Below are 24,160 nucleotides of genomic sequence, written 5' to 3'. Positions count from 1 at the left end.
GCTCCTTCGCTCAACTGCCTCTCCAAAGAATCCTTTCTCAGCCTAAACTCAACCCCAAAATCGCCATATGCGATTCCCCTGCCCTTGCGGGGGAGATGTCCGGCAGGACAGAGGGGGGTGCTGTCCCTCCGGCGTCCGGAAAATTCTATACATTAAAGCCTCCGCACGCGCTCCGGCCTGGTTCATCCCATCCGTCCTCGCGCCTTGACCGGCAAAGTCTCGATCACCTTGTCGCCTTCGATCAGATGCACCTCGTCGAACAGATTGGTGACGACGCAGCAATGGTCGGGCACGACGCGCACGCGCTCGCCGATTCGAAGCTCGGCGTCGCCTGACAGCGTGACGTTGCCATGTTCTTCGCTGAGACTGGTAACCCGCGCTCCCGCAACGCCTAGCAGCTCGCCGAAATCGGCGAGCCCCAGCGTGTCGCTGGACAGGGCCTTGCTGCCGGCGTCGAGGATGGCGCGTGTCGGCGTTGGACGGCTGACCACCGTCGACAGCACCGTCAGCGCGCAATCGTCGAGGCTGCCGACGCCTTTGGCGACCTGGTAGCGGTCGAGATAGATGTAGGTGCCTGGGCGGTATTCGGTGACGACGGAATGCTCGCCCGAGCGCCACATGTCGGGCGTGCCGCCGCTGGAGATACGCTCGCAGGCAAGGCCGGATGCGGCAAGTGCTTGCTGCGCATCGGCGAGCCACGCCTCGGTCTCTGCAGCGCGGCCCGCCCCCGGGTAGGTCATCAAGCCGCCGAAGACGAGCCCCCGGACCTTGTCGATCTCGCTCGCCAGCGCGACTGCCTCGCCGGCCGACTGCACACCGCAGCGGCCCATGCCGGTGTCGCATTCGATCAGCACCGGCAGGCGGTGGCCGGGATCGGTAAAGATGGCGGCAAGTCCCATCAGCGTGTCCATGCTGTCCGTTGTCACCGACAGTGTTACGCGGCCGTGCAGCGCCTTGAGGCGCTCCAGCTTCGCCCGCCCGAGGATATTGTAGGGCAGAAAGATGTCGGTCAGGCCGGCGTCGGCCATGACCTCGGCCTCGCCGATCTTCTGGCAAGTGATGCCGACGGCGCCGGCCGCGATCTGCTTTTTTGCCCAGTAGGGCAGTTTGTGGGTCTTGATGTGCGGCCGGAGTTTCAGCCCGTGCCGGTCGGCATGGGCCTGCGCCCGCGCGATGTTGGCTTCGGCGCGGCCGGCATCGATCAGGATCGCCGGCGTATCGAGGTCGTCTATGCTGCGCATGGTCTCACCATCGGAAAATTGGTTGACCTTATGGCCCTGATCGGACCGCATGTCATGGGGCCAGCGACAGCAGTTTGCATCGACACCGAATTGACGTTCGGCTATTGCGTTAGCGCTCGCAAAGCGACGGGAAGGAACCACGATCATGAAACGCTCCGCCATCAACGACATCATCCGCGACGCCGACGCCTTCATCCGCTCGTTCGGCTACATCATGCCGCCCTTCGCCTACTGGAGCCCCGAAGAGATGAAGGCGCGCCGGCAGGATTCGTCGGCGATCTTCTCCTCCCGGCTCGGCTGGGACATCACCGATTATGGCCAGGAGAAGTTCGACGAGCTCGGCCTGTTTCTGTTCACCGTTCGCAACGGCCGCTACGAGGACATGAAGAAGGGCATGGGCATGCTCTATGCCGAGAAGATCATGATCTCGCGCAAGGACCAGCTGTCGCCGATGCACCGCCACAACATCAAGGCCGAAGACATCATCAACCGTGGTGGCGGCAAACTGGTGCTGGAGCTGTTCATGCATGATCGCGATGGCGGAATCGATCCGAAGGCCGAAGTATCGGTGCCTGTCGACGGAACCATCCACAGGCTGCCTGCGGGTGGGCTGCTGAAGCTCGACCCAGGCCAGAGCGTGACGCTGCTGCCGGGCGTCTGGCACGCCTTCTGGGCGGAAGGCAAGGACGTGCTGATCGGCGAGGTTTCGACGGTCAACGACGATCTCACCGACAATGTCTTTCGCGAACCAATCGGCCGCTTCGCAGACATCGACGAGGACACAGCACCGCTGCACCTGTTGGTGTCCGACTACGAGAAGTGGGTGGGATAGGGCAGGGTGGCGAGGAACACTTACGCTCGAGAGTGAAGGTCCTCGGCAATCAGCCGCTTCTGTCGCAAGTCGACCCGAGTCGTTGTGCACAGCTGATCCAGCGGCATTTTGACGTGGGCCTCGTCAAGCGGGATTAGCGCGTAGTAATTGCCCTCGCCGGGCTGTGGGATTGGCGCCGGGGCCGACTTCTCATCGGAAGGATCGACTCGTGAGGCGGCAATGATCACTCCGCGGGAATCGTATACCGCGTGAAGCACTGTTGGCATGTCTTGGCTCCTCAGGGAGAACTTATCGCCGCGAATCTTATTTGCATATCGTCTGATACGTTCGTCTGTATCACCTCGGTCTGGCCTGTCTCATCGATGTAGGTATACAGGCTTTCCCAGCGCAAAGTGGCCGTGCGAAGGACGACCGCCGCACGTACCGAGTACCCCCAGTAGGCATCGCCTGTTCCGAGTTTCCAAAACCACACCATTTGGCTGCCAGCTCGTTGGAAAGTGGATTGAGTGACGAAAGTGGCCAAGGAAGTCTCCTTGCAGCTTGATTTCCGTAGAACCTGGAACTCTCGAGGAGTTTTCTTGCAACATCCGCTTGCGACTTCCAGAGGATAGGGAACACGAGCACCCTCGGACGGATAGGCATTTCAACCCCGCGAGACTGAATTTGCGGGAGAAGATGGCACCGGTCAAGCGTCAATCTTCGGTGGCAATGGGCTGCTGCGCACGCTTTTCGTGCATTTCCACTCCTGAGTCTAACGCTGATGCTTGTCGGCCCTGCGGTTGCCCAGCAGCAGCTTGCGTTCGAGATGCGCCCGCAGCTCTCCGTAATACGCCGTCAGGAACGCGCGTGCGTCATGGGCTTGTGGTGCTGCGCCGATCTTGCGTCCGATCGTTTCGGCCACCGTCCGCAACGCGAAATAGTCGTCGCGGCGCAGCACTTCCTCCAGCTTGTGGAGTTCGGCAATTCCGTACGCGTCGAGCTGGGCGTGGCTGAATCGGAACGCACCAGTGCCTGCATCCTGCCGGGCCGACAGATCTTCCAGCAAGGCGCGCTTCGGTGCCTCGACCACCCAGGTCCCCGCCAACAGGTCGCCGATCCGCATGCGGTCTCGATTGAAGAGCGGGAACAACGCAAACAGCAGCGTCCACACCAGTCCGAACACCGTCGTCAGCGTGTCGGCAAGGTCGGTGCCGCTGCGTCCGACGATGATCGACAGCGGCAGGAACACTTCGATCTCGCGCATCAGGTTGCGGGCGATGACCTGGTCGATCGACAGGCCGTCTCCGCTGCGCGATGCGACCCGGATGCCGACGATCCGCTTGCCGGGCGTAGCCGCGCGCCGGCCCGCTTCGAAGACGATGAAGTAGGCGTTGCGCAGAAAGAAGATCAGGATGATCCAGACGACGAAGAGCGGCTGAAACCCCTCGCTGCCAAGGCCTCCCACCCCGAACAGTGCGACGATCGTGATCACGATTGCAGCCACCGCGATGAACACGAAGTCGAGGAGGAAGGCGGCAGCCCGCGTGCCGGCGTCGGCCAGCTTTATCCGAAGATCGACGCCCTCGGGCGTGATCAGCGGCCGTATAGCCGCAAAGGCGGCGCGTCTACCGATCGCCATGCCGCACCATCCGGAACAGGTAGAAGTAACCGATCCACAGCGCCAGCATGCCACCGCCAATGGCGTAGCGCGTGACGTCGCTGGTGATGGTCTGCCTGCCAATGCCCTCGAGCAGCCCGGCAAACAGCAGCATGACCGAGACCCCGACCATAGCATTCGCGGCGATGCGTCCGGCACGAGCCGCTGCCGCCATGCGTGTCAATTCGCCGGGAAAAGCGATGCTGGTGCCGATGCGCATGCCGGCCGCGCCGGCCAAAGCGATTGCGAACAATTCGGTGGTGCCGTGGATGGCCAGCCAGCCGCCGAGCTCCATGCCGAGCCCCTTGGACCAATAGACTTGGAACAACGCGCCGATCATGCAGCCGTTGAACAGCATCAGCAGTACCGTCGGCACGGCGAAGGCAAAGCCGAGGGCGAAGGCCAGGATCGCGACCTGGACGTTGTGCGTGAACAGATAGACGGCAAAGCCTGAGAGAAAGCCATTGTCGCCATCATAAAGCATGCTGCGCAGCAGTTCGGCCGAAGCATCTGGACCGCGGCCCCCTGCCAGGCTGGACGGGATGATCGCGTCGAACCAGCTCTTGTCGGATGCCACCAGCCAGGCGCCTGCACCAATGCCGATCACCATCAGCGCGACCGAAACCAATGTCTCGCGCCACAGGTCGCGAATGGCTTCGGGCCAGTCGTGCAGGAAGAAATCGGCGAGGCGCTGCCGCAGCCCGCGGCGTGCGCCATAGAGATAGAAATAACCGCGCAGCGACAGCGCTTCGAGATAGGCGACCAGCGCGTTGTCGAGCGAGGTCGCCCGCGCCACCGAAAGGGAAGACAGCGCCGATCGATAGAGTAGGGGCAGCGACAGCAGCTCCTCTTCGGAAAGCGTGCGCGGCGCACGCTTCTCGACACGCGCGAGAAGCGCCTCGAATGCTTTCCAGTCGGCCTCGCGCTCGCGGCGGAAGCTGGCCAGCGACTGGCGTACCGCGTCGCCACGTACCGCACTGCCGGGTACTGGCGCCGTCACAACAGATCCTCCTGCTTGAACTGCAGATAACGCTCGACCAGCGCGGGACCCAGCCGATTGTGGTTGGCTTCGATGACATGCGCCCCGAGCAGCCGCAGCCGGCCGATGACGACCTGCCTTTCGCGCAAGAGCCCTCCGGCAACGACCGCGCGGGCAACGTCCTCGCCGGAGCGTGGCGGCATGTCGGCCAGGCCCTCCAGTTCGGTATCCTTCATCAGCATGAACAGCACCAGATGCCGTTCGGTGAGCCGGCCCACGGTGCGCAGCATCAATTCGGCACTGATCGGATCGACGAAATCGGTGAAGACGATGACCAGCGAACGGCGGTCGAGCCGCGCCGCCAGCGTCGTCAGCGCCAAGGTGAAGTTGGTCTCTTCACTGGAATAGTCGATCTCCGCCGCCCGTTTCTGGATCATCGCAAAGCTGGCGGGGCCGCGTACCGCGCCGCTCGAAACGCGCGGCCTTGCATCGAAGCCGAACAGGCTGACCATGTCGCCGCCCTTCAGCGCGATGAATGCCGACAGTAAGGCGGCCGTCACCGCCCGGTCCACCTTCGGCACACCGTCGACCGGTTCGCACATCAGGCGTCCGCTATCGATGGCCAGCACGATATTGTTGTTCTCCTCGATGCGGAACTCGCGCGCCAAAAGCTTGCCGTGGCGGGCGCTGCGCTTCCAGTCGATCATGCGCCGGCCCATGCCCGGCTGGTAATCCTTGAGCGCGTCGAACTCGCGGCCTTGGCCGGCGCGGCGCTGCGCATGGCCTTCGGCAAGCGCCGCATGTTGCAGCAGCGTGATCGCCTCGCCGCGGGCGCTGCTGACGTCGGGCAGCACCGCAACCTTGCTTTCCACCGGCAGTACGACCTGGTTCCAGACCAGCCCGAACGGCCCGCGGCAGCGCACCCAGAGACGGTCGAAGCTGGCGACGCCGCGCCGCAGCGCCTGGAAGCGAAGGTCGAGCGACCCGCCTCCGATGGTTGGCAGCAAGGCCCCGCCGCTGCCGTCCACCGGCGCCAGCCGCGCATCGTGGCCGACGCGAGCCTCCGCGGCGCGCGGCCGGCCCGAATGACGGGCTGCAATTTGCACGCTGAACTCGCCGCCGACACCGACCTGCTGCGGCGCATCGATGCTGGCATTCAGCGATGCCCGCCCGCGTCCGGCCGCGGCATCCACCGCCAGGAAGGCAAGCAGCAGGCAGCTCCACAGCAATCCCAGATACCAGAATGACGGCAGTGCCAGCGCGACCAGGAAGGCCGGCACCGCGCCGGCCGCTGCTGCCCACACTGCTCGGCCGCTGGGATAGATCAACGTGGTGCTTCCGTCTGGTCGACCAGGTCGGAGACGATCTGCTCGACCAGGCGGCCGTCGATCTGGGCGGCAGGCGAAAGGATGACGCGATGGCGCAGCGCCGGCACTGCCAGCGCCTTGACGTCGTCGGGGATCACATAGGCGCGTCCGTCCAGCGCCGCCCGGGCACGCGCCGCCCGCGCCAGCATGGCGCCCGCGCGTGGACTGGCCCCCACTTCCAGATCGGCATTTTCGCGCGTAGCCCGAACCAGCGCCGCTATATAGCCGATGACATCGTCGACGAGGGTGACGGAGCCGACGGTTGCAAGTGCCTCCTGCAGCGTCTCGCGGTCCGTCTGCGCCTCGATGCCATATTGCGCGATGTCGTGCGAGGCGGAGCCGCCGCCGTGATGGACGATGATGGCTCGTTCTTCCTCGGGGCCGGGATAGCTGACGCGGTGCTTGAACAGGAAGCGGTCGAGCTGCGCCTCGGGCAGGGGGTAGACGCCCTGGTGCTCGATCGGATTCTGGGTCGCGACGACCATGAAGTTGCGGCCGAGCGAATGCGTGGTGCCGTCGAACGTGACCGCATGTTCCTGCATCGCCTCGAGCAGTGCGGCTTGCGTCTTGGGTGGCGTGCGGTTGATTTCGTCGGCAAGCAGGAGATCGCAGAAGATCGGGCCGCGCGTCAGCGTGAACTGCCCGGTCTGGAAGTTGTAGATGTTCGACCCGACGATGTCGCCGGGCATCAGGTCCGGTGTGAACTGGATCCGCCCGTAGGCGACCCCAAGCGCTTGGGCGAAGCAGCGCGCGGTCATTGTCTTGGCCGTGCCGGGAGGGCCTTCGAGCAGGATATGCCCGCCTGCAAACAAGGCGGTCAGCATCAGGTCGACCGTATCGTGCTGCCCGGTAATCGCCTTGGCCACTTCTTCCCTGATCCGTGTCGCCAGGGCCTTCACATCATCGACGTTCACCGAGCCTCCTTGCTGTCCAGTCGTGCAGCCGCTCAGCTGCCTGTTGCATCTGCGCCAAGTTCTTGGCCTCGCCGGCGGCTTGCGAGCGCATCGTGAAGCCGCCAGCTTGCTCCTTATCGCGAGAGTCGAGCCAGTGGTCGAGCGCTGTGCCTTGCAACCCTTGCGGTGCCCCGAGCAGCGCGCCGGCGCGCACCCGCATCAAGGCCGCATAGCGGCTTCCCAGCTCGTCCAGCCGGCCGGCACGCCGCATGAGCATCGCCGTCGTATCGACCAGCGCACGCTTGCCGAAAGCAATTGCACGCTGGTCGGCACGCGGCGGGCCGAATCGGCCGAGGCCATGCAGGAACGCCAGCGCCGCAGCGACCAGGATCGTCAGTGTCAGCGCCAGGAAGGGCGGCTCGACCAGAAGCTTGGCCAGATCATACTTCCGCCCCGCGCCGTGCAGCGTCAGATCGAACATCACCGGCCCGTCGTCCGGCTGGAGCAAGGCGATCAGCCCGAGCGCCGCTGCCGCCTTGTCGGGATCCTTGAGGGCGGCGTTGTTGATCAGGTCGGGGTCGGTCAGGATATAGAACGGCTTGTTCTCCACTTGCGTCAGGACGGCCTGGCCTTTGCCGGCTGCAATGACCGGGTGTTCGTCCGCTACCCACTGCAATTCTTCGGGGGCGTTGACGAGCCTGCCGTCGATGTCGAGTTGCTTTGGCGTACTTTGGCCGGCACCAATCTTTGCATCGGCGATCCGGCCAAGCCACTCGTTCACCACCGAACCAGGCAATCGCCCGAATTTCATGTTCCAGCCTTCATGCTCCTGCAGCGGCAGGATCTGCCATTTGGGCAGCACGAAGAGCGTGTTCTGGTCCTGACGAAGGTCGAGGATGTGGTCGAGAGCCTCCGGATCGCTGTCGAGCGAAATGGTGACGATCAGCAGCATGTCGGTGCCGAGATCGTCCTCGGTCCGCGCCATGAAGGGCGGTTCGCCGGTCAGCTTCAGCCATTCCGCCAGGCCGGCGTAGCCGACGCCGCTTTTCGACAACGGCGTGGCGCCGCCATTGCCGGGTTGCCGGAAATCGGGAGCATAGGTGGACAGCAGGAAGAAACCGGCAGCCGCAAGCAGGCTGGCGAAAATCCCCCAAAACAGTGTCTTTCGATTGAACGGCTCCTGCGCCTCGACCGCCGGTGCGCTCACGTCCAGGCATCCCGGAAGGCGAAACGTTCATAGGCGCCGCGTGCTTGCCGCCAGCCTTCCGCGCCGACCGGCCGGCGCGCGAACAGCGCCGTCTCGACAATGCGGGCGATCTCGGTAAACGCATGGCGTGCCCTTCCCGGCAGGGAAGGAGCATTGGCGATGTCGCGCGCGGTGAGCGACGGGCGCAGGAAGTCCGGCAGCCGGCTGGCAATATCGGCGACGCTGCGCCGAAGCAGCAAGTGAACCGCCTCGTCATAGTCGCCGCGTGCGGCCAGCGCATCCGCTTCCGACAGCAGGATCTGCGCGGCGCCCGCGTCGGGACGCCAGGTCTCTTCGGCCTCGGCCTCGGGCCGCGCGCGCTGCCACGGCAGGTGCCAGGCGATGCCTTTCACCTCGAGGAAGACCAAAAGCAGGATGATTGCGGCGCCCGATATCACCGCCCCCCAGAACAGATAGATCATGTAGGGACCGAGCGATGACAAAAGATCGAGCAGCGGCTTCAGCCAGTCGGGCGGCTGGGGCGGCACATAGGCCGGCAGGTCGAACTGGATCGACTCATCGGCGATCAGCTGCTTGTGCAGATTGGTCAGCCATTCGGCTTCCGCTGTGCCTGGCTGTGCCACCGTCACCCGCTCCCCTGCAACCTGCAGTTCCCAGCCGACACTGACAATGCAGCACAAGAATTGCAAGTGGGCTGGACGCCCACGGTTAATCTTGGCAGAATTGCTATTAGGGCGCCGTGATACTGTTACGGCGAAACACGGGGGGAATCATGGCTTCAACGACACTGGAACGGCCTGAGAAATTCGAGATCGGCAGAGTGTTCAACAACAGCTTCGCCGTGATCGGCCGCAACATCGGCTTATGCCTTGGGCTCGCGCTGCTGTTTTCAGGCTTGCCGGCGATTATTCTTCGGCTGTGGAGCCAACCGCAACTAGATGCGGTTCTGCAGGGCGACCCCGGCGCCGCGGCCGATCCCTCGATGATGTTTCAGAATTCATGGATTACGGTTATTGCGGGATTGCTATCCTTCGTTTTCGCGCTGCTGCTCCAGTCGGCGCTGGTGCGGGCAACGATCGAGGACTTGAACGGCAAGCGGCCGACCTTTGGCGACTGCATTCAGATAGCCATCCGCAATTTGCTGCCGACCCTTGGTATTGGCCTGCTCGTCGGCCTGGGTGCGGGCCTGGCGTCGATAGCTTTGCTGGTTCCCGGCATCATCTTGTGGCTCGGATGGTGCGTGGCGGTGCCGGTTCTGATCCAGGAGCGGCTTGGCGTGTTCGGGTCGATGTCGCGCAGCCGTGTCCTGACCAAGGGCAACCGCTGGCCGCTATTTGGCCTCTTCTTGATCCTGATGGTCATCGCCATGGTCATCCAGTGGGTGATGCTGGCAGTCATCGTCATGTTGGGTGGGATCATTGCCGATGTGGCGGCAGCCTTGGTGTCGACCGTACTGTCGATGGTGCTGTCGGTGGCCACGGCGGTCAGCTATGTCGAGCTGCGTCAGGTCAAGGAAGGCACCAGCGTCGAAGAACTGTCGCAAATCTTCTCCTGAGGACGGGTGGAGGCTTTTCACCGACGGCTCGGCTCTCGCATTGCGCTACTGAGCCGAGCTTGTTCACAAAGCCTTTGTCTGCGCCGGTAACGCTGTGGCCAGCCGCTTCGCCCATTCCTCGATGCCGGAGCGGCCCGCCAGCAAATCCTGCCTGATCTCGATGAGGATTGCGGGAATGCCGCGATCGTCGCCATGGACCGGTATGGCATAGTCGCCGTCGCGGCTGATCACATAGGGCTCGTTTGCCGCGGCGTTGAGCGCACTGTCGGCGCGCAGGCCGGCAAGCACTGCCTGGCCGAAATCGACTGCCCGATCGTAAAGCACGCCGGCGTGCCAGGGCCTGCCAACACTGAGGTAGACCGGCGTGAAGGAGTGAATCGCCGCGATCCGCGTCGCTCTGCCCTGCCTCGCCCGGTCGTCGAGATGGGCGGCCACGCGGTTATGAAACGGCGTGAACATGATTTCGGCACGCCGGCTTCGTTCCTCCGGATCGAGGCCGACATTGCCGGGGATGTCAATGTCTTCCGACAGTACCGGAATGCTGCCACTGGAACCCAGCGGCCGGTTGGGATCAATCAAAAGCCGCGAATAGGAGCTGAGGAAGGCCGGAGCATCGAGCAGCTTCGACAGAGCGCGGGTCACTTCGGCGGCGCCGATGTCCCAGGCGATATGGCGCTGCAAATGGCTGCTGTCGAGACCGAGCCGCGCATACTCGGCCGGAATATGATTGGACGCGTGCTCGCATATCAGGACGATATCGGAACGCCCCGTTTCGTTGATTGCTTCGACCGCGGGTGGCCAACCTTCCGGTAGGATGGCGTTGGCAACCGGCGCAGCCATCAATAGAGCGTCCGGTAGAGGTCGCAGACCGCCACTGGATCGAGACCGGCAAGGCGCTCGGTCTCATGCCGCTTGAGGCCGACAAAAGTCTCGACGAACACCGGCGCGAACCATCCTGTCACGGTCTTGTCGGCGAGCAGCGCGTCGAGCGCCGCCGGCAGCGTTTCCGGCAGCCGCACGAGGCCAAGCTTCTTGCGTTCGGCGGCGCTCATCTGCGTCGGGTCGCCGGTGACCAGCGGCGGCGCCGGCAGCTTGGCTTTCAGCCCCTCCAGCCCGGCGCGCACGATCGTCGCCAGCGACAAATAGGGATTGCCGGTTGCGTCGGCTGCCCGGTATTCAATGTTGTACTGCCGCGCCGGATCGCGCCCGCCGATGGTCACCGTCGGGCAGATGCGCAGGCTCGCCTCGCGGTCGCGGTCGGCAAGCCAGGTGTAGGACGAGCTCCAGCTGTGCGGCTTCAGCCGGTAGTAGGACGACACGCTCGCCGCCGTCATGGCGGTGATCGCGGGCAGGTGGCGCAGCACGCCGGCGCAGAACGAAGCGGCCGGGCTGGAAAGGCCGCCCGGCTGTGCCGGATCGTAGGTCGCCGGCTTGCCGGCCGCGTCGACGAAGCTGAAATGGATATGGACGCCGTTGCCGACGGCATCCGGCGCGATCTTGGGCGCGAAGCTCGTCCGCCAGCCGGCACATCGCGCGACTTCGCGCGCGATCTCGCGGATGGCGACCGCCCGATCGGCCGCGGCGAGCGCATCGGCTGGCTCGCATGTCACCTCGAATTGGTCGGTGCCGAATTCGGCGATCACCACTTCGGGCGCGACGCCGGCTTCCGCTAGCGCCGCCATCAGATTGGCGGCAAACGGATCGGCGCGGCGCAATGCGGCCAACGACATCGAATGAGCCGGCCCAAAGTCGCCCTCGATATGGAATTCATGCTCGAACGCGGCGATGACGGAAAGCCCGGTCGCCGCCTTCAACTCCGCCAGCGCATCGCTCAGCATGGTCCGCGTACAGCCGACCCACGGGCTGCCGTCCAGTTCGACGATGTTGCCGCGACCATGTCGAACGGTGTCGGCGATCCGGTCAGCGCCGTGCGAAACCGCGCGTTGAGATCGGGAATGAGCCGCACATCGCCGGACGAGCCCCAGGGATTGGGGTCGACGATGGAATTGAAGGGCGTCAGCGACAGATTGGCCTGCAGCCAGCCGACGCCGGTCGCGGCGATCTTCTGCAGCTTGCTTTCGACGACGGAGCGGCCGCGCGTGATCGCCGAAAGGTCGGTGGTGACGACGGCAACGAGCGGTTCGACGGTCGATGTCATGTAGCTTTTCCTAAGGCTTCGAAACGGGCAGTAATGATGGCGGTGTCGGCGATCCAGCAATAGCCGCCGAACGCCTCGAGCGCGCCATCATGGCGCTCCTGCGAGGCGGCGGCGCAAGCGTCCGATACGCAGGTGACGAGGTAGCCGCGATCGGCGGCATCGCGCACCGCCATGTCGACGCACTGGTCGGTCATAATGCCGGCGACGATCAGGTAACGCACGCCGAGGTTTTTCAGGACATAGTCGATGTTGGTTGAGTTGAAGACGCCCGACGATGTCTTCGGCAGCATGATCTCGTCGCCGACCGGCGCCAGCGACGGCACCGGCAGGCCCTCCGGCCGGCTCGGCGCGATATGGATCGGCGTCAGCTTGTGGTCGAGCGAGCAGTCGCGGCCGTCTTGGGTCAGGCTCTGGATGATGGTGTGGATCACCTCGACGCCGTTGGCCCGCGCCGCCGCCAGCAGGCGCTCCTGGTTGGGGATCGTTTGCGACGCCGTCTGCCAGTAGAAATAGTGATCGGGACCACGCTCCGGATGCGCCGGATCGGCGCCGGGCTCCAGCCAGACGCGCTGCATGTCGACCAGCAGCAGTGCGGTTTCGCCGGCCCGGAACGGCTCGTTTCGTTTCGGCAGTGGTGGCGTCATGCTTGGGGTCCTGTGTTGCTGGTCACAATCCGGCTGATTTAGCTGATTTTGGTCCACACGTCCTGCATGGCGGACACACTTATTGGGAGTATTCGAAGTTGCTAATTTGAGTTAAACTTTGTTTTCGGGCGTGGAGACGGGGGTCTCTGTGATGATCGATTCAGACGTGTTCGACTTTGTCGAACGCTGCAGGAAACATACAGCCACCGGGCCGCTGCTGAGCGACCTTCTTGAAACCGTGCGGAATCTCGGCTTCGAGCATCTTATCCTGAGTGGCGTGCCGCTCGGTGGCCAGAAGCTTGCCCCGATGGTTGAACTGAATGGCTGGCCGGCCGGCTGGTTCGAGCGCTATGTCGAGGCCGAGCATGCCGCGGTCGACGGCGTTTGCATTTACTCGGCAAAGACTTTGAAGCCGTTCCTGTGGTCCGAAGTCCCGGCAAGATGGTCAGACACGGAAGGCTCACGTCGCGTCGCCGGCGAGGCGACGGAGTTTGGTATCTCGAGCGGCTTCGCCGTGCCGATGCTCAGCGTTCATCACTGGCAATCCGTGCTGTCGTTTGCCTCTTCCGCGAAGTCCTGCACCCTCTCGCCACGCCATCAAGTGCAACTGGTGACGATGGCGGTCTATGCCGGCATGTCGATCCAGGCGTTGGCGGATGACAATGACGACGATGAAGGCGTGCTGACCGATCGGGAAAAAGAGGTGCTGCTCTGGGCCGCAGCCGGCAAGACCTCATCGGAAACCTCACAGATTCTCGGCCTGACCGAGCGCACAGTCAAATGGCACTCCACCCGAGCCAGGGAAGCATTTGGCGTCGCAACGACCACGCAGGCGGTCGTCGAAGCGGTGCGCCGGCGCCTGATCCACCCCTAAACGCGTCAACTGTCCTATCGGACAGGTGACGTACATTAGCAAGGCTGCAAATATCCGTGCGAGAAGGATCGGGGGATCGCGCCATGATAACGGCCCACGTAGTCAATGCGCATAACAAGCATCTCTACGAAAACGAATTCGACGAATTTCTGCGCCGGCGGCACGATTTCTTCGTGCATCAAAAACGTTGGCGCCCTCCGAGCCCGGATGGTCGCGAACTGGATCAATTCGATACAGACGCGGCGACATACCTGCTTGGTATTGAAGATGGTCGCGTGGTGACCTCGGCTCGATTGATCCCAACGAGCGAGCCGCACATGGTCTCGGAGGTTTTTTCTCACATGTGCGAAAAATCGGGCGTCCCAAGGCGCCCCGATTGGGCCGAATGGACCCGCACATTCGTCGTTCCCGATAAGCGAACTGCTGGACTGAGGGGCACGCTGACGCAGCTGTGCTGCGCAGTGATGGAATACGCTCTCGACGAGGGCCTCAGCGCCGTTGGCGGCGTCCAGGAAACCTACTTCATGCCGCACCATGGTGCGCTGAAGTGGCGCGCCGAGCCAATGGGCATGGCCAGGGAAGAAAACGGCGAATGGTACATCGTTGCGTATATCGATGTGAATGAGGCGGCGCTGGCGAGCGTGCGGAAGATACTTCGTATCAACAATTCTCTGCTGGTCCGGCGCGGAGCCCAGCCTTCATTTCTCCGTTGGCCCGAGAGGCGCTTGGAGGTCGCCTGATGAGCTCAAGTGGACCATCCTTAGAAGGGGATCGCGTAAAAGTATTTTTGTCAACGAGGCATGCAGCAACGACGAAGGAGGAAGACCATGCAACCCGCATTGATAATCGCAAGTTCTTGTATTGCTTTGCTTAGTATCTTTTCGATCCCCGGTCGTGCTACGGAGCTGAAGATGTCGACGCCTAGCGAGATGGCATTCAATATGCCTGATCTCAAGGGCGCCCCAGGCGGAAACTCTTTGATTCTTGTTGGGTCCAAAACTTGCACTAAGCCTGACGGAACAACCAGCACGTGTGATAAAACGTGCAACGCAGGCGAAACCTTCTATGGTAACTGCGACTCTAACGGAAACGCCACCTGCGAATGCCGCAACAACTGACGTTACGCTCCGCTTGGCGATACAAGCTTTACATATTAGCGGCTGCATTGCGTCGTTAGTAGCGCCGTCTTGATGATGTGCCCCTTTGAAGCTTGCCGCTGAAGACGACCGTCGCCAACTGTGCAAGGAGGAAACTGTGGCTCCTTTAAAGTTTCTTGCGCCTCTTGCTGGGATCATCTCTTTTGTCTCATCAGAAGTGGCTTACGCCGACAACGGGCAACACTTCGTCTCACGGCGGTACTATTGCAGCTCGGCCGAGAAACTTGATGCTGGCGATCAGACGATTTCTGCTGATGGGCCGTCATGCGAAGCTTCGCGTCAGGCGATCGCAGAAAGCGTAGCGCGGTCTGGAGGGGATGTGTGCAGAGCATTCGATCAGGACTGGTTTTGGAATAGACGATCTGAGGAAATACAAGCAAGTGGGAGTTGCGCACCGCAATAGCTTAGCGGGGACGATTTGGCCCCTATCGCGCGGGTGTGGGACGAGGTTGTTGCTACCCATTTACACGTCCTTGGGAGCGCACGAGATTGCCGGCACTCTAGGTTTGCATAGGACGAACATCGTCAAGACAAGAGATGCAGAGATCCGCAATATCTTCTTGCTATGAGAGGTGGTTACTATGAACGCTGAATGGAAGAATAAAAAAATCAAGATCCTGATTTACTCCATGGCTGCAACCGTGTGCTTGGGAGCAAGTCTTGGCTCGGCGCTTGCCGGGTCGTGCTCCGGGAATGCATGCGCGGATATCCAGCTTCAAAAGCGCGCCGACGGCTGCATGGTTTTTCACAATAGTGGAAGCAAACAAGTGAAGATTGAGCATCACGTCGGCGGAGTAGGAATTGGCATAGCATATGCTAATTCAGATTTCGCTCTAAAAGCAATAGAGGGCTATTGCATGACGGGCTTTGATGCTGACTATACAGCTAACTACGTATAAAGCATCCGGATTCCCGATTCCGATTACGGTGACAGATTGCGGTGACAGTGCACTACTTTCTTTCGCCGCCTGCCTCGTTTCCGGGTTTTCATGGCTTTGCCGATTTGTCGGCGATGCTCTCGGCCGAAGGGGGGAGCATCGAAGATCGCGACGTCGGCGACACGGCAATGCTCGATGAGTATGCGGGCGGCTAAAAGTGCACTGTCGCCGTAATTCCTGATAATGGCGGCCAGGCTGACTGCTGCTCAATGGCCACCTGCGAATGCCGGAACAACTGACGTTGCGCTCCGCTTGGCGATACAGAGTTTAAATATTAAGTTCCGCATTTGTCCCACCTTTAAGGTTCGATGCGCATACCGCACCGGTAAAATCAAAACGTCGTCTGAACCCATACTGCACAAGGAGAGTTGTTATGAAAAGAAACAGCCTTATTGCTTTGCCGCTAGTATTTGCTACGCTTGCTTTCGCCGGTCCTGCTGCTGCGGATTATACCAAACGGGTTTGCGGCGGCGAGGATCAAGCGAATGGTTGCCCTGTATCTACTGACATAATGGTGGGATGTAATCCATCACCGGCGGATGCCGTAAGGGCCGCATGCACGATCATCAGCAACGGTCAGGAAAAGGTATTGGATGGCCACGCTGATCGTCAGGGTAGTCATGGAGGTGGCAGCTGTGGTTACACATGGTATCTCGTGACGTGCATGGAACATTAGTCGGAAAATATTCCGGCCAATCAGGAGGGCGCGTTCCATTTCCAATGGAGGCAACAATGAGGAAGCTTGTATGTTCCGGCTTCTTGCTGCTGGCATCTTTGCAGTTCGCAGCGGCCGAGACTCCTAGTGTATCGTCGCCTGATTCAATAACCATCGAAGAGGGCGAGCAGTGCGTGAAAACCCCAGGGAAGCTAAAATGCAGGTGGGATGGGCCCTGTGTGCAAGAAGGAAATGTGTGCCAGAGCTGCATTGGAGGAACTCAGTACCAACATAGCCTTGGTTGCTGGTCCTGCTCCGCTGGAACGTCGTTGGCCAAGGTGAATGGCGATTGGGTTTGCCAATAAAGTAAACAAGGTAGAGCCGTCCCAGGCGATCACGGTCACCATAATTCCGAATTACGGTGACAGTGCACTAATTTCCTTTCGTCGCGTGCCTCGTTTTCCGGGTTTCACGGCTTTGCCGATTTGCCCGGCGATGCTCTCGGCCCACGGGCGCATCGAAAACCGCGACATCGGCGACGCGGCAATACTCGATGAGCAGTTCTCGTGGGACACACAGTCTTCGGACGTGAAAACACTTTGGCTCGCCCGTACGACGCCCGCGATACGGCAGGCCGGGAACGCCGGCAAGGTGCACCATGCGGCGGGGGCGACATGGTAAAAAGTGCACTGTCACCGCAATTCTGATCTATACTCCGGACACCAGCCCGAACGCTTACGGCAGGCGAAGGGCGGATGAAGCGCTTGATAGAGTTCTCTTTTTAGTCATGGGGCGATGTTAAGATGTTAGCCTCCGACCTGACGAAATTTATCGAGCAGGATCATCTGGCTCTGGATGCCTTCGTAAAGGGCGATCCTGAGCCCTTGAAAAACCTCTACTCGCGACAGGACGACGTCATTATTGCCAATCCCTTTGGCCCGCCGGCGAAGGGATGGAGAAAGGCCGCTGAGACCATGGAACGGGCCGCCACCAATTACCGGCACGGCAAGGCCATCGGCTTTGACCGCATCTCGGAGTATGCGACAGCCGACTTGGGATACATCATCGAGGTCGAGCGATTCCAATCCAAGGTCGGTGGTGGCAACAAACTGGTGCCGATTGCGCTTCGAGTCACCACCATATTCCGGCGCGAGGAAGGCGCGTGGAGGATCGTCCTTCGTCATGCCGATCCGATAACCTCGGCACGCCCGTCGACGTCCATTGTCGGGGAGTAGAAGGGTTGCCGGAGAGGTTTTAGGAATTACGGGGAATTACGGTGACAGTGCACCATTTTTCTTTTCGCCGCCTGCCTCGTTTTCCGGGTTCTCACGGCTTGACGATTTGCTCGGCGATGCTCTCGGCCCACGGGTGCATCGAAAACCGCGACATCGGCGACGCGGCCGTGCTCGATAAGCACTTGGAACACGTAGTCTTCGGACGTGGAAACACTTTTGCTCGCCCGTGCGGTGATGGGGATGCGGCAGACCGGGAACGCGGGCAAGGTTGCACCATGCGGCGGGGGCAACATGGTAAAAAGTGCACTGTCACCGTAAATTCCGCGCCCTTTAGCGTTCGGGAGACTCTCAACTCCGGAGCAGCGAATTGCCGGGACCGCCGCCGTCAAGACCAACTGTTCCCAAACGGGTTGTGGAATTCATTGCGTTGAGGCCCTGACCCAGCAGCCCGCCTAGGGTCGCGTTTGTCCGGAAGTGCAGAGGTCGTAAGTTGTCGAGGTCATCAGTCCCGCCCAACGCAACCGCCTTGATATGGTCAATTTCCCAGCCGTGGGGCGACTTGCGATCCCCGTAGTCAGCAAATCGAATGAGAGTGCCAAAAGCGTCGGATCGCCATTCTTCTGAGCTGAACCGTGAAAGAGGTGCGGCTTTTTGCCAGATCAAGCCCTTTGTGAGTTCGTCACGCAAACTGTTCATTGAAGGTGATCCTTTCGCCAGAGCCGACTCGACTTCGATTGAACAATATGCGGATCGCAGCCGTTTGTCCATGGGAGGCACTAAATATCGTCGTATCACGTGAACATGCGCGGAACATTCCTAGATGTAGTGTGCTCAGCCCTCCAGCGAGTGTAAGGATCAACGTCGTGCGCGGACGCAGGCACTTGACAGCTTCGATCGCGAGTGGCTCACGCGCCGCCGCTCTGTTGCAGGCTGTGCCATTGTTCAATGCTATCGCATAGGAACTTCACAAATCCACTGCACAGCAACGGCTCAGCTGCACCGTCTGGCGTGAATTCATATATCGCGTCCGATTCATCGATTCCCCAAGTTCCGAGATATTCGCCTTCCTGAGTGACGACAGCGCCGTCCTCAAGCAGGTTTATTGACCATCGAAGATTCATGCCGCCTCCCGGTCCGAATGATGCGGATAGAATACCATGCGGATCATCCGCATGGTTGTAACACATGCCGTTTTCGGGAATGATCTAAGTAGTTGTTTCTATTGAAAAAAAGAAGCTGGCTGGGGAACCTGGATTCGAACCAGGACTAACGGAGTCAGAGTCCGTGGGTCTACCGTTAACCTATTCCCCAGCAGGCGCGGCTGTTGAAAACCGCGCGGGCAGGGCGACGATGTCGCCGCGCGTGCCTTGTAGCCACCGCCGGAAAATAGTCAACCCTGTGTCTGGGTTCAAATGTCGCGTTCAGGCGCCTCAACTCTCGCTGCGGCTGAATTGCGAGCGCTCGAAATAGAGCACCACACCGAGCGCGATCAGCAGCGGGATGATCAGGTAGAACAACCGGAACACCAGCAGCGCCGCCAGCACCCCGACCTGGTCCATATGTGACAAGCCCGCAAGGAACACCACCTCGAACACGCCGAGCCCGCCTGGCGCATGCGAGATCTGCGCGATCGAGAACGACACCAGGAAGACGCCGAGCACGACGAAATAGCCGGGATTGCCGGTGGCGGGCAGGGCGAAGAAGATGATCGCCGCCGCCGCTAGCAGCTCGATCGGGCCGACCAGCAATTGCCGCGCCACGATCGGCAGCGCCGGGTAGTGCAGCTGAAAGCTGCCGATCCTGAGTGGTCTCAGATGCAGCCAGCTGCCGAAGACATAGGCCGCCACCACGAGCAGCATGGCAAGGCCGGCCGCCTGCGCCAGCCGGTGATGCGGCGTGCCGGAAAACCGGTCGATCACCTCGGGCTCGAGCAGCAGGACGATGCTTGAGACGAACAGTGTCGACAGCACGAAGGTGATCCAGCAGATCGCCACCAGAATGCCGACGTCCTGGCCGGTCAGCCCCCTGGTGCCGTAGGCGCGGTAGCGGATCACCGCACCGGAAAACACCGAGCCGCCGATATTGTGCGACAGCGCGTAGGTAGTGAACGAGCAGAAGGTGACGAACAGCCACGAGACTTTTTTGCCGATGTGCAGCAGCGCGATGTGGTCGTAGCCGGCGAGCGAGGCATAGGCAATGACCGAGCTCAGCGCCGCCAGCACCCAGCCGCGCGCCGGGATGGCGACGATGCCGTCCCAGACATCGTCGAGCGATATGCCCCGCAATTCGTGCAGCAGCAGCCACAGCGAAAACACCACCGCGGCGATGCCGATCACGGGCCAGAAATAGCGCCTCCAGTTCATGGCGTGACGATCATGCGTTGCAGCCCGTACCCGTTTTCCGGTTCGCAGCAGGCAAACCACCTGCGGTCCCGAATGTTTCACCCCGCCATTTCAGAAATGCCTCATTGAAGCCGGCTATTCAACCGGGAAGGCGCGCTGTGGCGCTGGCGTCTTTCCTTCTCCCACAACAAGGGGAGAAGGGGTCACCGACGTCGCCGCCTTCATGCCGCCGGCAAAATTCGCCGCGAGCACTCTTGGTGATCCGGGCCGGCGCTGATAGTCTGGCCGCAACTTGAACATGTAAAAGCGCCTGCTGCGTCCGGTCTTCGGTTCGCGCGGCGCCGGAAGGAACGACAGTGGAAGACCACGAAGCCGGCGCTGGTGCGCCGGAAGTGGGTGTGTCCAGGGGTTCGCCGCCGCCGTCCGGCCAGGCAAGCCCATCCGCCGGACGCTACGGCCGTCAGGTGCAGCCCCGGTCCGGCAATGGACAGGCTGGCGACACGTCCCACGATCACAAGGGTAAGAACGGCCCGCATCAGAACGGCAAACCCAAGAAGCGGCGCAAGCGCCGGCGCGGGCGCAAGGTTTTCGCACGCGATGAGGCTCGTCCGCTGGCGGTCGGCGCTTCGGTGCCCGCCGCCGGCGAGACCCCGGCCGCGCGTCCGCCCCAGCCCGCGGCTTACGTGCCTCCGCCCTCAGCCCCGGCAACGTCGCCAAGGCCTGGCCAAGGTGCCCGCACGCCGCCACCGCTGCAGGAATTGCCGGTGTTTGCCGCGCTAGATCTCGGCACCAACAATTGCCGTCTGCTGGTCGCGGTGCCGACGCGTCATGGCCAGTTCCGCGTCATCGATGCCTTCTCGCGCATCGTCAGGCTGGGCGAGGGCCTTACCGCCAATGGCCGGCTCGGCGAGGCTGCAATGGACCGCGCGGTCGAGGCGCTGAAGATCTGCGGTGACAAATTGCGCAACCGCAAGGTCAGGAAGGCCAGGCTGATCGCCACCGAGGCCTGCCGCACCGCCGCCAACGGCGTCGAGTTCCTCGAGCGCGTCGAGCGCGAGGCCGGCCTGAAGCTCGAGATCATCGACCGCCAGACCGAGGCGCGGCTGGCGGTGTCGGGCTGCGGCTCGCTGGTCGAGCGCGACACGCAAGGCGTCGTGCTGTTCGATATCGGCGGCGGCTCGTCCGAAATCGCGCTGATCGACCTCACCGGCCATCGCTCGCCAAGGCTTGCCAACCATATCGTCTCGTGGACCTCGCTGCCGGTCGGTGTCGTCTCGCTGGCCGAGCGTTTTGGCGGCCGCACGGTAACGCGCGAGATCTTTGGCGCCATGGTCGAGGATGTTGCAATGCGGCTGCGCGCCTTCGACGGGCGCGACCGGCTAAGCCACCTCCTGTCCAGCCCGAAATTCCATTTGCTAGGCACCTCGGGCACGGTGACGACGCTGGCCGGCGTCCATCTCGATCTCGAACGCTACGATCGCCGCCGCGTCGACGGGCTGTGGATGGATCGCGACAGCGTCGACCGCATGGTCGAAAAGCTGGTCGGCTGGGATTTCCAGCAGCGCGTCGCCAATCCTTGCATCGGCGCCGACCGCGCCGACCTGGTTCTGGCCGGCTGCGCCATATTGGAGGCGATACGTGCCGTCTGGCCGTCGGAGCGGCTGCGTGTCGCCGACCGCGGCTTGCGCGAGGGCATATTGAGCGAGTTGATGGCCGATGATGGCGTCTGGCGCAACAGCGGGCGGGGCAGAGCATGATCCCGAAAAGTGGCTGCCGGTTTTCGGACAAGATCATGCTCAAACAGGCAATCAAGCAATGACCAAGAAACCGGAAAGACCGAGCTCCGCCGGCATTCGCGTGCTGAAGACGAAGATCAAGAAGAAAAGCGGCTTGAAGGAATCGTCGCGCCGCTGGCTGCAGCGCCACATCAACGATCCCTATGTCCAGCGCTCGAAGGCCGACGGCTATCGCTCGCGCGCCGCCTATAAGCTGATCGAGATCGACGACAAGCACCATTTGCTCAAGCCAGGCATGAAGGTGATCGACCTTGGTGCGGCACCCGGCGGCTGGTGCCAGGTCGCTGCCGCACGTACGAAATCTACCGCGGAACACCCGAACGTCGTCGGCATCGACTATTTGGAGATGGACGCGGTGCCGGGCGCGCCGGTGCTGCTGATGGATTTCCTCGATCCTCAGGCGCCGCAGAAGCTGGCCGAGGCGCTGGGCGGCCAGCCCGACATCGTGCTCTCCGACATGGCCGCACCCACCACCGGCCACAAGCGGACCGACCACATCCGCACCATGCATCTTTGCGAGGTGGCGGCCGATTTCGCGCTGTCGGTACTGAAGCCGGGCGGCCACTTCCTCGCCAAGACCTTTCAGGGCGGCGCCGAAAACGAATTGCTGGCGAGGCTGAAGCGGAATTTCCGCTCGGTCCATCACGTCAAGCCGCCGGCCTCGCGCGATGAGTCGGTGGAGCTGTATTTGTTGGCGAAGGATTTTAAAGGCGGAAACGGCGCGGCGTGAAAATCGCTCTGTAGCGATCCTTCGCGCCCCCCTCTGTCCTGCCGGACATCTCCCCCACGAGGGGGGAGATTGGCAGCTTCGGCGCGCTGTCTAATCCTGCAACGTTGAATATTGGCGAAAGCCGATGTCACGTCCGATCTCCCCCCACGTGGGGGAGATGTCCGGCAGGACAGAGGGGGGCGCTGTCCCTCCGGCGTCCGTAAGCACGAGCAAAGGTCAACTCCCCGGCGGGCTCACCGGCTCCAGCGTCTTCGGCGGTGTCAGTCGGCCATGTCCCGACACGGCATTGCCGGCGTCCGGCGCCAGCCGCATGAACGACAGCGAGGCTGCCGCCGACACCGCCGCTACGATGAAGAAGGCGGTGTGGAAGTCGCTCAGCGTCAGTGGGCCGCCATGGATCTTGGTCGACACTTCCAGGATGCCGCCGGCCAGCGCCACACCGAGCGCGATTGCCAACTGCTGGAACACCGCGGTGATCGGCGTCGCCTTGCTGGTGTCGGCGGCTGAAATCTCGGCATAGGCAAGCGCGTTGATGCCGGTGAAGAACATCGAACGGATGAAGCCCCCGGCGAGCAGCATGGCGAGGATCAGCCCATAGGGCGTGTCGGGTGTGAACAGGCCGTTGATGGCAATCGACGCGGCAGCGATGAGCGAGCCTGAAATCAGCACACGGCGGAAGCCCGCGACCCTGAAGATCAGGGCGGTGACGAATTTCATGCCTATGGCGCCGATTGCCGAGACGAAGGTGATCATGCCGGACTGGAACGGCGTCAACCCGAAACCGATCTGGAACATCAGCGGCAAAAGAAAAGGTACGGCACCAATGCCGATGCGGAACAGTCCGCCGCCGAGCACTGACGAGCGGAACACCCGATTGCGAAACAGCTCGAGCGCCAGCAGCGGATTCTTGGCGTGGCGCGCGTGCAGCAGATAAAGCACCGCCGATGCCAGCCCGACGGCAACGGTGATAAAGCCGGCAGCCGGCGGCAGGGCCGGCAGGCTGACCACCGACAGGCCGAACACAATGCCCGATGCCGCCAGCCCGCTCAGCACGAAACCGATGAAATCGAGCGGCGGCGTCTGCGCGGCGTCGGTCTTCGGCAGGAAACGCGTGGCCAGCCAGATCCCGATCAGCCCGATCGGTACATTGATCAGAAAAATCCAGTGCCAGGTGAAATAGGTTGTGATGAAGCCGCCGACCGGTGGACCGACCAGGGGGCCGACCAGAGCCGGGACGGTCAGCCACGACATGGCGGCGACGAGCTCGCTTTTCGGCGTGGCGCGTACCAGCACCAGGCGTCCGACCGGCGTCATCATGGCGCCGCCAATGCCTTGCAGGAAGCGTGAGACCACGAAAGCCGGCAACGAATTGGACATGGCGCAGGCGACCGAACCGATGATGAACACGGCGATCGCGGCGCGGAAGACATTCTTGGCGCCGAAGCGGTCGGCCATCCAGCCGCTGATCGGAATGAAGATCGCCAGGGATACCAGATAGGCGGTCAGCGCCAGCTTGAGCGCGATCGGGCTGGTGTGGATGTCGATGGCGATCGCCGGCAACGATGTCGCAATGACGGTCGAATCCATGTTTTCCATGAATAGAGCGACCGCCAGAATAAGCGGAATGGTGCGGTTCACGATGGATCCGGCCTTGAAATGTGCGTCGCTATTGCTTGCCGGCCTTGGGGCCAAACCGACACGTAGGGCGGTTATCACGCCTTGGCCCGGATGTCGCATTAATTTGCTGTCACGTTTGTGCGACCGCAAGTCGTGCGCAGCACCTGGGGCAAAATGCATCGTCGCCACTATACAACCATCGGCTTTTCAACGGCGACGGGACGTGTTACGAGCCAGCGCCAATCCTGAAAGGGAAGAAGACGAGTCGGCGCTGTCCATCCAGGGCGAGCGCCTTTCCTGCATT

The 24,160-nt window shown here is 62.0% G+C and carries 26 protein-coding genes and 1 tRNA gene; 11 read left to right on the top strand and 16 right to left on the bottom strand.

What is annotated here, in order from left to right; all coding sequences use genetic code 11:
• Positions 1-182: 182 nt before the first annotated feature.
• Complete coding sequence (locus tag NKI50_RS22260) at positions 183-1,241, bottom strand: D-TA family PLP-dependent enzyme (RefSeq protein ID WP_352640029.1); 1,059 nt, start codon at positions 1,239-1,241, stop codon at positions 183-185.
• A 145-nt stretch (positions 1,242-1,386) separates the two neighbouring features.
• Between NKI50_RS22260 and NKI50_RS22255 the strand changes: the two genes are divergently transcribed.
• Positions 1,387-2,073, top strand: a complete 687-nt coding sequence (locus tag NKI50_RS22255) for a D-lyxose/D-mannose family sugar isomerase (protein ID WP_023674428.1) — start codon at positions 1,387-1,389, stop codon at positions 2,071-2,073.
• A 751-nt stretch (positions 2,074-2,824) separates the two neighbouring features.
• On the opposite strand, the gene NKI50_RS22250 is transcribed toward NKI50_RS22255, so the two are convergent.
• The 6 genes from NKI50_RS22250 to NKI50_RS22225 are packed head-to-tail and all read right to left on the bottom strand — an operon-like array spanning position 2,825 to position 8,778.
• Complete coding sequence (locus NKI50_RS22250) at positions 2,825-3,691, bottom strand: RDD family protein (protein WP_352717573.1); 867 nt, start codon at positions 3,689-3,691, stop codon at positions 2,825-2,827.
• On the bottom strand, positions 3,678-4,709 hold the full coding sequence (locus tag NKI50_RS22245; RefSeq protein ID WP_352640031.1) for a stage II sporulation protein M: 1,032 nt from the start codon (positions 4,707-4,709) through the stop codon (positions 3,678-3,680). The genes NKI50_RS22250 and NKI50_RS22245 overlap by 14 nt, the downstream gene beginning before the upstream one ends.
• Positions 4,706-6,016, bottom strand: a complete 1,311-nt coding sequence (locus tag NKI50_RS22240; protein WP_352640032.1) for a DUF58 domain-containing protein — start codon at positions 6,014-6,016, stop codon at positions 4,706-4,708. Before NKI50_RS22240 ends, NKI50_RS22245 begins: the two co-directional genes overlap by 4 nt.
• Positions 6,013-6,969: an AAA family ATPase gene (locus NKI50_RS22235; RefSeq protein ID WP_023717220.1), complete on the bottom strand. Its 957-nt coding sequence runs from the start codon at positions 6,967-6,969 to the stop codon at positions 6,013-6,015. Before NKI50_RS22235 ends, NKI50_RS22240 begins: the two co-directional genes overlap by 4 nt.
• Positions 6,956-8,155: a DUF4350 domain-containing protein gene (locus NKI50_RS22230; RefSeq protein WP_352640033.1), complete on the bottom strand. Its 1,200-nt coding sequence runs from the start codon at positions 8,153-8,155 to the stop codon at positions 6,956-6,958. The genes NKI50_RS22235 and NKI50_RS22230 overlap by 14 nt, the downstream gene beginning before the upstream one ends.
• On the bottom strand, positions 8,152-8,778 hold the full coding sequence (locus NKI50_RS22225) for a DUF4129 domain-containing protein (protein WP_352495281.1): 627 nt from the start codon (positions 8,776-8,778) through the stop codon (positions 8,152-8,154). Before NKI50_RS22225 ends, NKI50_RS22230 begins: the two co-directional genes overlap by 4 nt.
• 149 nt (positions 8,779-8,927) lie before the next feature.
• Between NKI50_RS22225 and NKI50_RS22220 the strand changes: the two genes are divergently transcribed.
• Positions 8,928-9,710: a hypothetical protein gene (locus NKI50_RS22220; RefSeq protein WP_352640034.1), complete on the top strand. Its 783-nt coding sequence runs from the start codon at positions 8,928-8,930 to the stop codon at positions 9,708-9,710.
• 63 nt (positions 9,711-9,773) lie between these two features.
• Here NKI50_RS22220 and NKI50_RS22215 read toward each other — a convergent pair whose 3' ends face one another.
• Genes NKI50_RS22215 through NKI50_RS22200 form a run of 4 tightly spaced genes read right to left on the bottom strand, consistent with a single transcriptional unit; the run spans position 9,774 to position 12,512 of the window.
• Positions 9,774-10,550: an N-formylglutamate amidohydrolase gene (locus tag NKI50_RS22215; RefSeq protein ID WP_352640035.1), complete on the bottom strand. Its 777-nt coding sequence runs from the start codon at positions 10,548-10,550 to the stop codon at positions 9,774-9,776.
• Positions 10,550-11,548 carry a glutamine synthetase gene (locus NKI50_RS22210; protein WP_352640036.1) on the bottom strand — a complete coding sequence of 333 codons (999 nt, stop codon included), beginning with the start codon at positions 11,546-11,548 and terminating at the stop codon, positions 10,550-10,552. Before NKI50_RS22210 ends, NKI50_RS22215 begins: the two co-directional genes overlap by 1 nt.
• Entirely contained in the window at positions 11,542-11,868 is a 327-nt protein-coding gene (locus tag NKI50_RS22205) for a hypothetical protein (protein ID WP_352640037.1), read from the bottom strand. Before NKI50_RS22205 ends, NKI50_RS22210 begins: the two co-directional genes overlap by 7 nt.
• The gene (locus NKI50_RS22200) at positions 11,865-12,512 is read right to left on the bottom strand and encodes a cysteine hydrolase family protein (RefSeq protein ID WP_352640038.1); all 648 of its coding nucleotides are present in this window, start codon (positions 12,510-12,512) and stop codon (positions 11,865-11,867) included. The genes NKI50_RS22205 and NKI50_RS22200 overlap by 4 nt, the downstream gene beginning before the upstream one ends.
• Positions 12,513-12,663: 151 nt before the next feature.
• On the opposite strand from NKI50_RS22200, the gene NKI50_RS22195 reads away from it, so the two are divergent.
• From NKI50_RS22195 to NKI50_RS22165, 7 genes are all read left to right on the top strand, one after another.
• On the top strand, positions 12,664-13,386 hold the full coding sequence (locus NKI50_RS22195) for a LuxR family transcriptional regulator (protein ID WP_352640039.1): 723 nt from the start codon (positions 12,664-12,666) through the stop codon (positions 13,384-13,386).
• A gap of 83 nt (positions 13,387-13,469) precedes the next feature.
• Positions 13,470-14,126, top strand: coding sequence for an acyl-homoserine-lactone synthase (locus tag NKI50_RS22190; protein WP_352587860.1), 657 nt, complete (start codon positions 13,470-13,472; stop codon positions 14,124-14,126).
• Between the two features lie 998 nt (positions 14,127-15,124).
• Complete coding sequence (locus tag NKI50_RS22185; RefSeq protein ID WP_352587858.1) at positions 15,125-15,442, top strand: hypothetical protein; 318 nt, start codon at positions 15,125-15,127, stop codon at positions 15,440-15,442.
• Between the two features lie 41 nt (positions 15,443-15,483).
• Positions 15,484-15,636 (top strand): hypothetical protein, encoded by a 153-nt coding sequence (locus NKI50_RS22180; protein WP_352587855.1) that lies wholly within the window; start codon positions 15,484-15,486, stop codon positions 15,634-15,636.
• A gap of 218 nt (positions 15,637-15,854) precedes the next feature.
• A complete protein-coding gene (locus tag NKI50_RS22175) occupies positions 15,855-16,157 on the top strand; it encodes a hypothetical protein (protein WP_352587852.1) in 303 nt (100 codons plus the stop codon).
• A 321-nt stretch (positions 16,158-16,478) separates the two neighbouring features.
• A complete protein-coding gene (locus tag NKI50_RS22170) occupies positions 16,479-16,817 on the top strand; it encodes a hypothetical protein (protein WP_352640040.1) in 339 nt (112 codons plus the stop codon).
• 122 nt (positions 16,818-16,939) lie between these two features.
• Entirely contained in the window at positions 16,940-17,371 is a 432-nt protein-coding gene (locus NKI50_RS22165; protein ID WP_352640041.1) for a YybH family protein, read from the top strand.
• A 348-nt stretch (positions 17,372-17,719) separates the two neighbouring features.
• Here NKI50_RS22165 and NKI50_RS22160 read toward each other — a convergent pair whose 3' ends face one another.
• The 4 genes from NKI50_RS22160 to NKI50_RS22145 form a co-directional block, all read right to left on the bottom strand.
• On the bottom strand, positions 17,720-18,067 hold the full coding sequence (locus NKI50_RS22160; protein ID WP_352640042.1) for an HNH endonuclease signature motif containing protein: 348 nt from the start codon (positions 18,065-18,067) through the stop codon (positions 17,720-17,722).
• A 209-nt stretch (positions 18,068-18,276) separates the two neighbouring features.
• Positions 18,277-18,558: a hypothetical protein gene (locus NKI50_RS22155; protein ID WP_352717566.1), complete on the bottom strand. Its 282-nt coding sequence runs from the start codon at positions 18,556-18,558 to the stop codon at positions 18,277-18,279.
• A gap of 50 nt (positions 18,559-18,608) precedes the next feature.
• Positions 18,609-18,682, bottom strand: a tRNA-Gln gene (locus NKI50_RS22150).
• Between the two features lie 119 nt (positions 18,683-18,801).
• Positions 18,802-19,734, bottom strand: a complete 933-nt coding sequence (locus NKI50_RS22145) for a lysylphosphatidylglycerol synthase domain-containing protein (RefSeq protein ID WP_352640043.1) — start codon at positions 19,732-19,734, stop codon at positions 18,802-18,804.
• Positions 19,735-20,069: 335 nt separating this feature from the next.
• Between NKI50_RS22145 and NKI50_RS22140 the strand changes: the two genes are divergently transcribed.
• Together NKI50_RS22140 and NKI50_RS22135 are read left to right on the top strand one after the other, a co-directional pair.
• Positions 20,070-21,470: a Ppx/GppA phosphatase family protein gene (locus NKI50_RS22140; protein WP_352717563.1), complete on the top strand. Its 1,401-nt coding sequence runs from the start codon at positions 20,070-20,072 to the stop codon at positions 21,468-21,470.
• A gap of 58 nt (positions 21,471-21,528) precedes the next feature.
• Positions 21,529-22,239 (top strand): RlmE family RNA methyltransferase, encoded by a 711-nt coding sequence (locus NKI50_RS22135; RefSeq protein ID WP_352640045.1) that lies wholly within the window; start codon positions 21,529-21,531, stop codon positions 22,237-22,239.
• 216 nt (positions 22,240-22,455) lie between these two features.
• Here NKI50_RS22135 and NKI50_RS22130 read toward each other — a convergent pair whose 3' ends face one another.
• Positions 22,456-23,877: an MFS transporter gene (locus NKI50_RS22130; RefSeq protein WP_352640046.1), complete on the bottom strand. Its 1,422-nt coding sequence runs from the start codon at positions 23,875-23,877 to the stop codon at positions 22,456-22,458.
• Positions 23,878-24,160: the final 283 nt, after the last annotated feature.

Origin of the sequence: Mesorhizobium sp. M0563 (assembly GCF_040321065.1) — a bacterium.
In the GTDB taxonomy this organism is placed as follows: domain Bacteria; phylum Pseudomonadota; class Alphaproteobacteria; order Rhizobiales; family Rhizobiaceae; genus Mesorhizobium.
The sequence above is the reverse complement of the archived record's forward strand: the minus strand, read 5'-3'. Positions and strand labels throughout refer to the sequence as shown.

What these genes read in the sequence shown, in the direction of transcription:
- NKI50_RS22160 (WP_352640042.1), bottom strand. Translation starts at nt 18,067, where the DNA reads ATGAACAGTTTGCGTGACGAACTCACAAAGGGCTTGATCTGGCAAAAA.
- NKI50_RS22210 (WP_352640036.1), bottom strand. Translation starts at nt 11,548, where the DNA reads ATGCTGAGCGATGCGCTGGCGGAGTTGAAGGCGGCGACCGGGCTTTCC.
- NKI50_RS22170 (WP_352640040.1), top strand. Translation starts at nt 16,479, where the DNA reads ATGGCGATTGGGTTTGCCAATAAAGTAAACAAGGTAGAGCCGTCCCAG.
- NKI50_RS22175 (WP_352587852.1), top strand. Translation starts at nt 15,855, where the DNA reads ATGAAAAGAAACAGCCTTATTGCTTTGCCGCTAGTATTTGCTACGCTT.
- NKI50_RS22260 (WP_352640029.1), bottom strand. Translation starts at nt 1,241, where the DNA reads ATGCGCAGCATAGACGACCTCGATACGCCGGCGATCCTGATCGATGCC.
- NKI50_RS22200 (WP_352640038.1), bottom strand. Translation starts at nt 12,512, where the DNA reads ATGACGCCACCACTGCCGAAACGAAACGAGCCGTTCCGGGCCGGCGAA.
- NKI50_RS22195 (WP_352640039.1), top strand. Translation starts at nt 12,664, where the DNA reads ATGATCGATTCAGACGTGTTCGACTTTGTCGAACGCTGCAGGAAACAT.
- NKI50_RS22145 (WP_352640043.1), bottom strand. Translation starts at nt 19,734, where the DNA reads ATGAACTGGAGGCGCTATTTCTGGCCCGTGATCGGCATCGCCGCGGTG.
- NKI50_RS22165 (WP_352640041.1), top strand. Translation starts at nt 16,940, where the DNA reads ATGTTAGCCTCCGACCTGACGAAATTTATCGAGCAGGATCATCTGGCT.
- NKI50_RS22215 (WP_352640035.1), bottom strand. Translation starts at nt 10,550, where the DNA reads ATGGCTGCGCCGGTTGCCAACGCCATCCTACCGGAAGGTTGGCCACCC.
- NKI50_RS22135 (WP_352640045.1), top strand. Translation starts at nt 21,529, where the DNA reads ATGACCAAGAAACCGGAAAGACCGAGCTCCGCCGGCATTCGCGTGCTG.
- NKI50_RS22205 (WP_352640037.1), bottom strand. Translation starts at nt 11,868, where the DNA reads ATGACATCGACCGTCGAACCGCTCGTTGCCGTCGTCACCACCGACCTT.
- NKI50_RS22190 (WP_352587860.1), top strand. Translation starts at nt 13,470, where the DNA reads ATGATAACGGCCCACGTAGTCAATGCGCATAACAAGCATCTCTACGAA.
- NKI50_RS22255 (WP_023674428.1), top strand. Translation starts at nt 1,387, where the DNA reads ATGAAACGCTCCGCCATCAACGACATCATCCGCGACGCCGACGCCTTC.
- NKI50_RS22185 (WP_352587858.1), top strand. Translation starts at nt 15,125, where the DNA reads ATGAACGCTGAATGGAAGAATAAAAAAATCAAGATCCTGATTTACTCC.
- NKI50_RS22250 (WP_352717573.1), bottom strand. Translation starts at nt 3,691, where the DNA reads ATGGCGATCGGTAGACGCGCCGCCTTTGCGGCTATACGGCCGCTGATC.
- NKI50_RS22155 (WP_352717566.1), bottom strand. Translation starts at nt 18,558, where the DNA reads ATGTGTTACAACCATGCGGATGATCCGCATGGTATTCTATCCGCATCA.
- NKI50_RS22220 (WP_352640034.1), top strand. Translation starts at nt 8,928, where the DNA reads ATGGCTTCAACGACACTGGAACGGCCTGAGAAATTCGAGATCGGCAGA.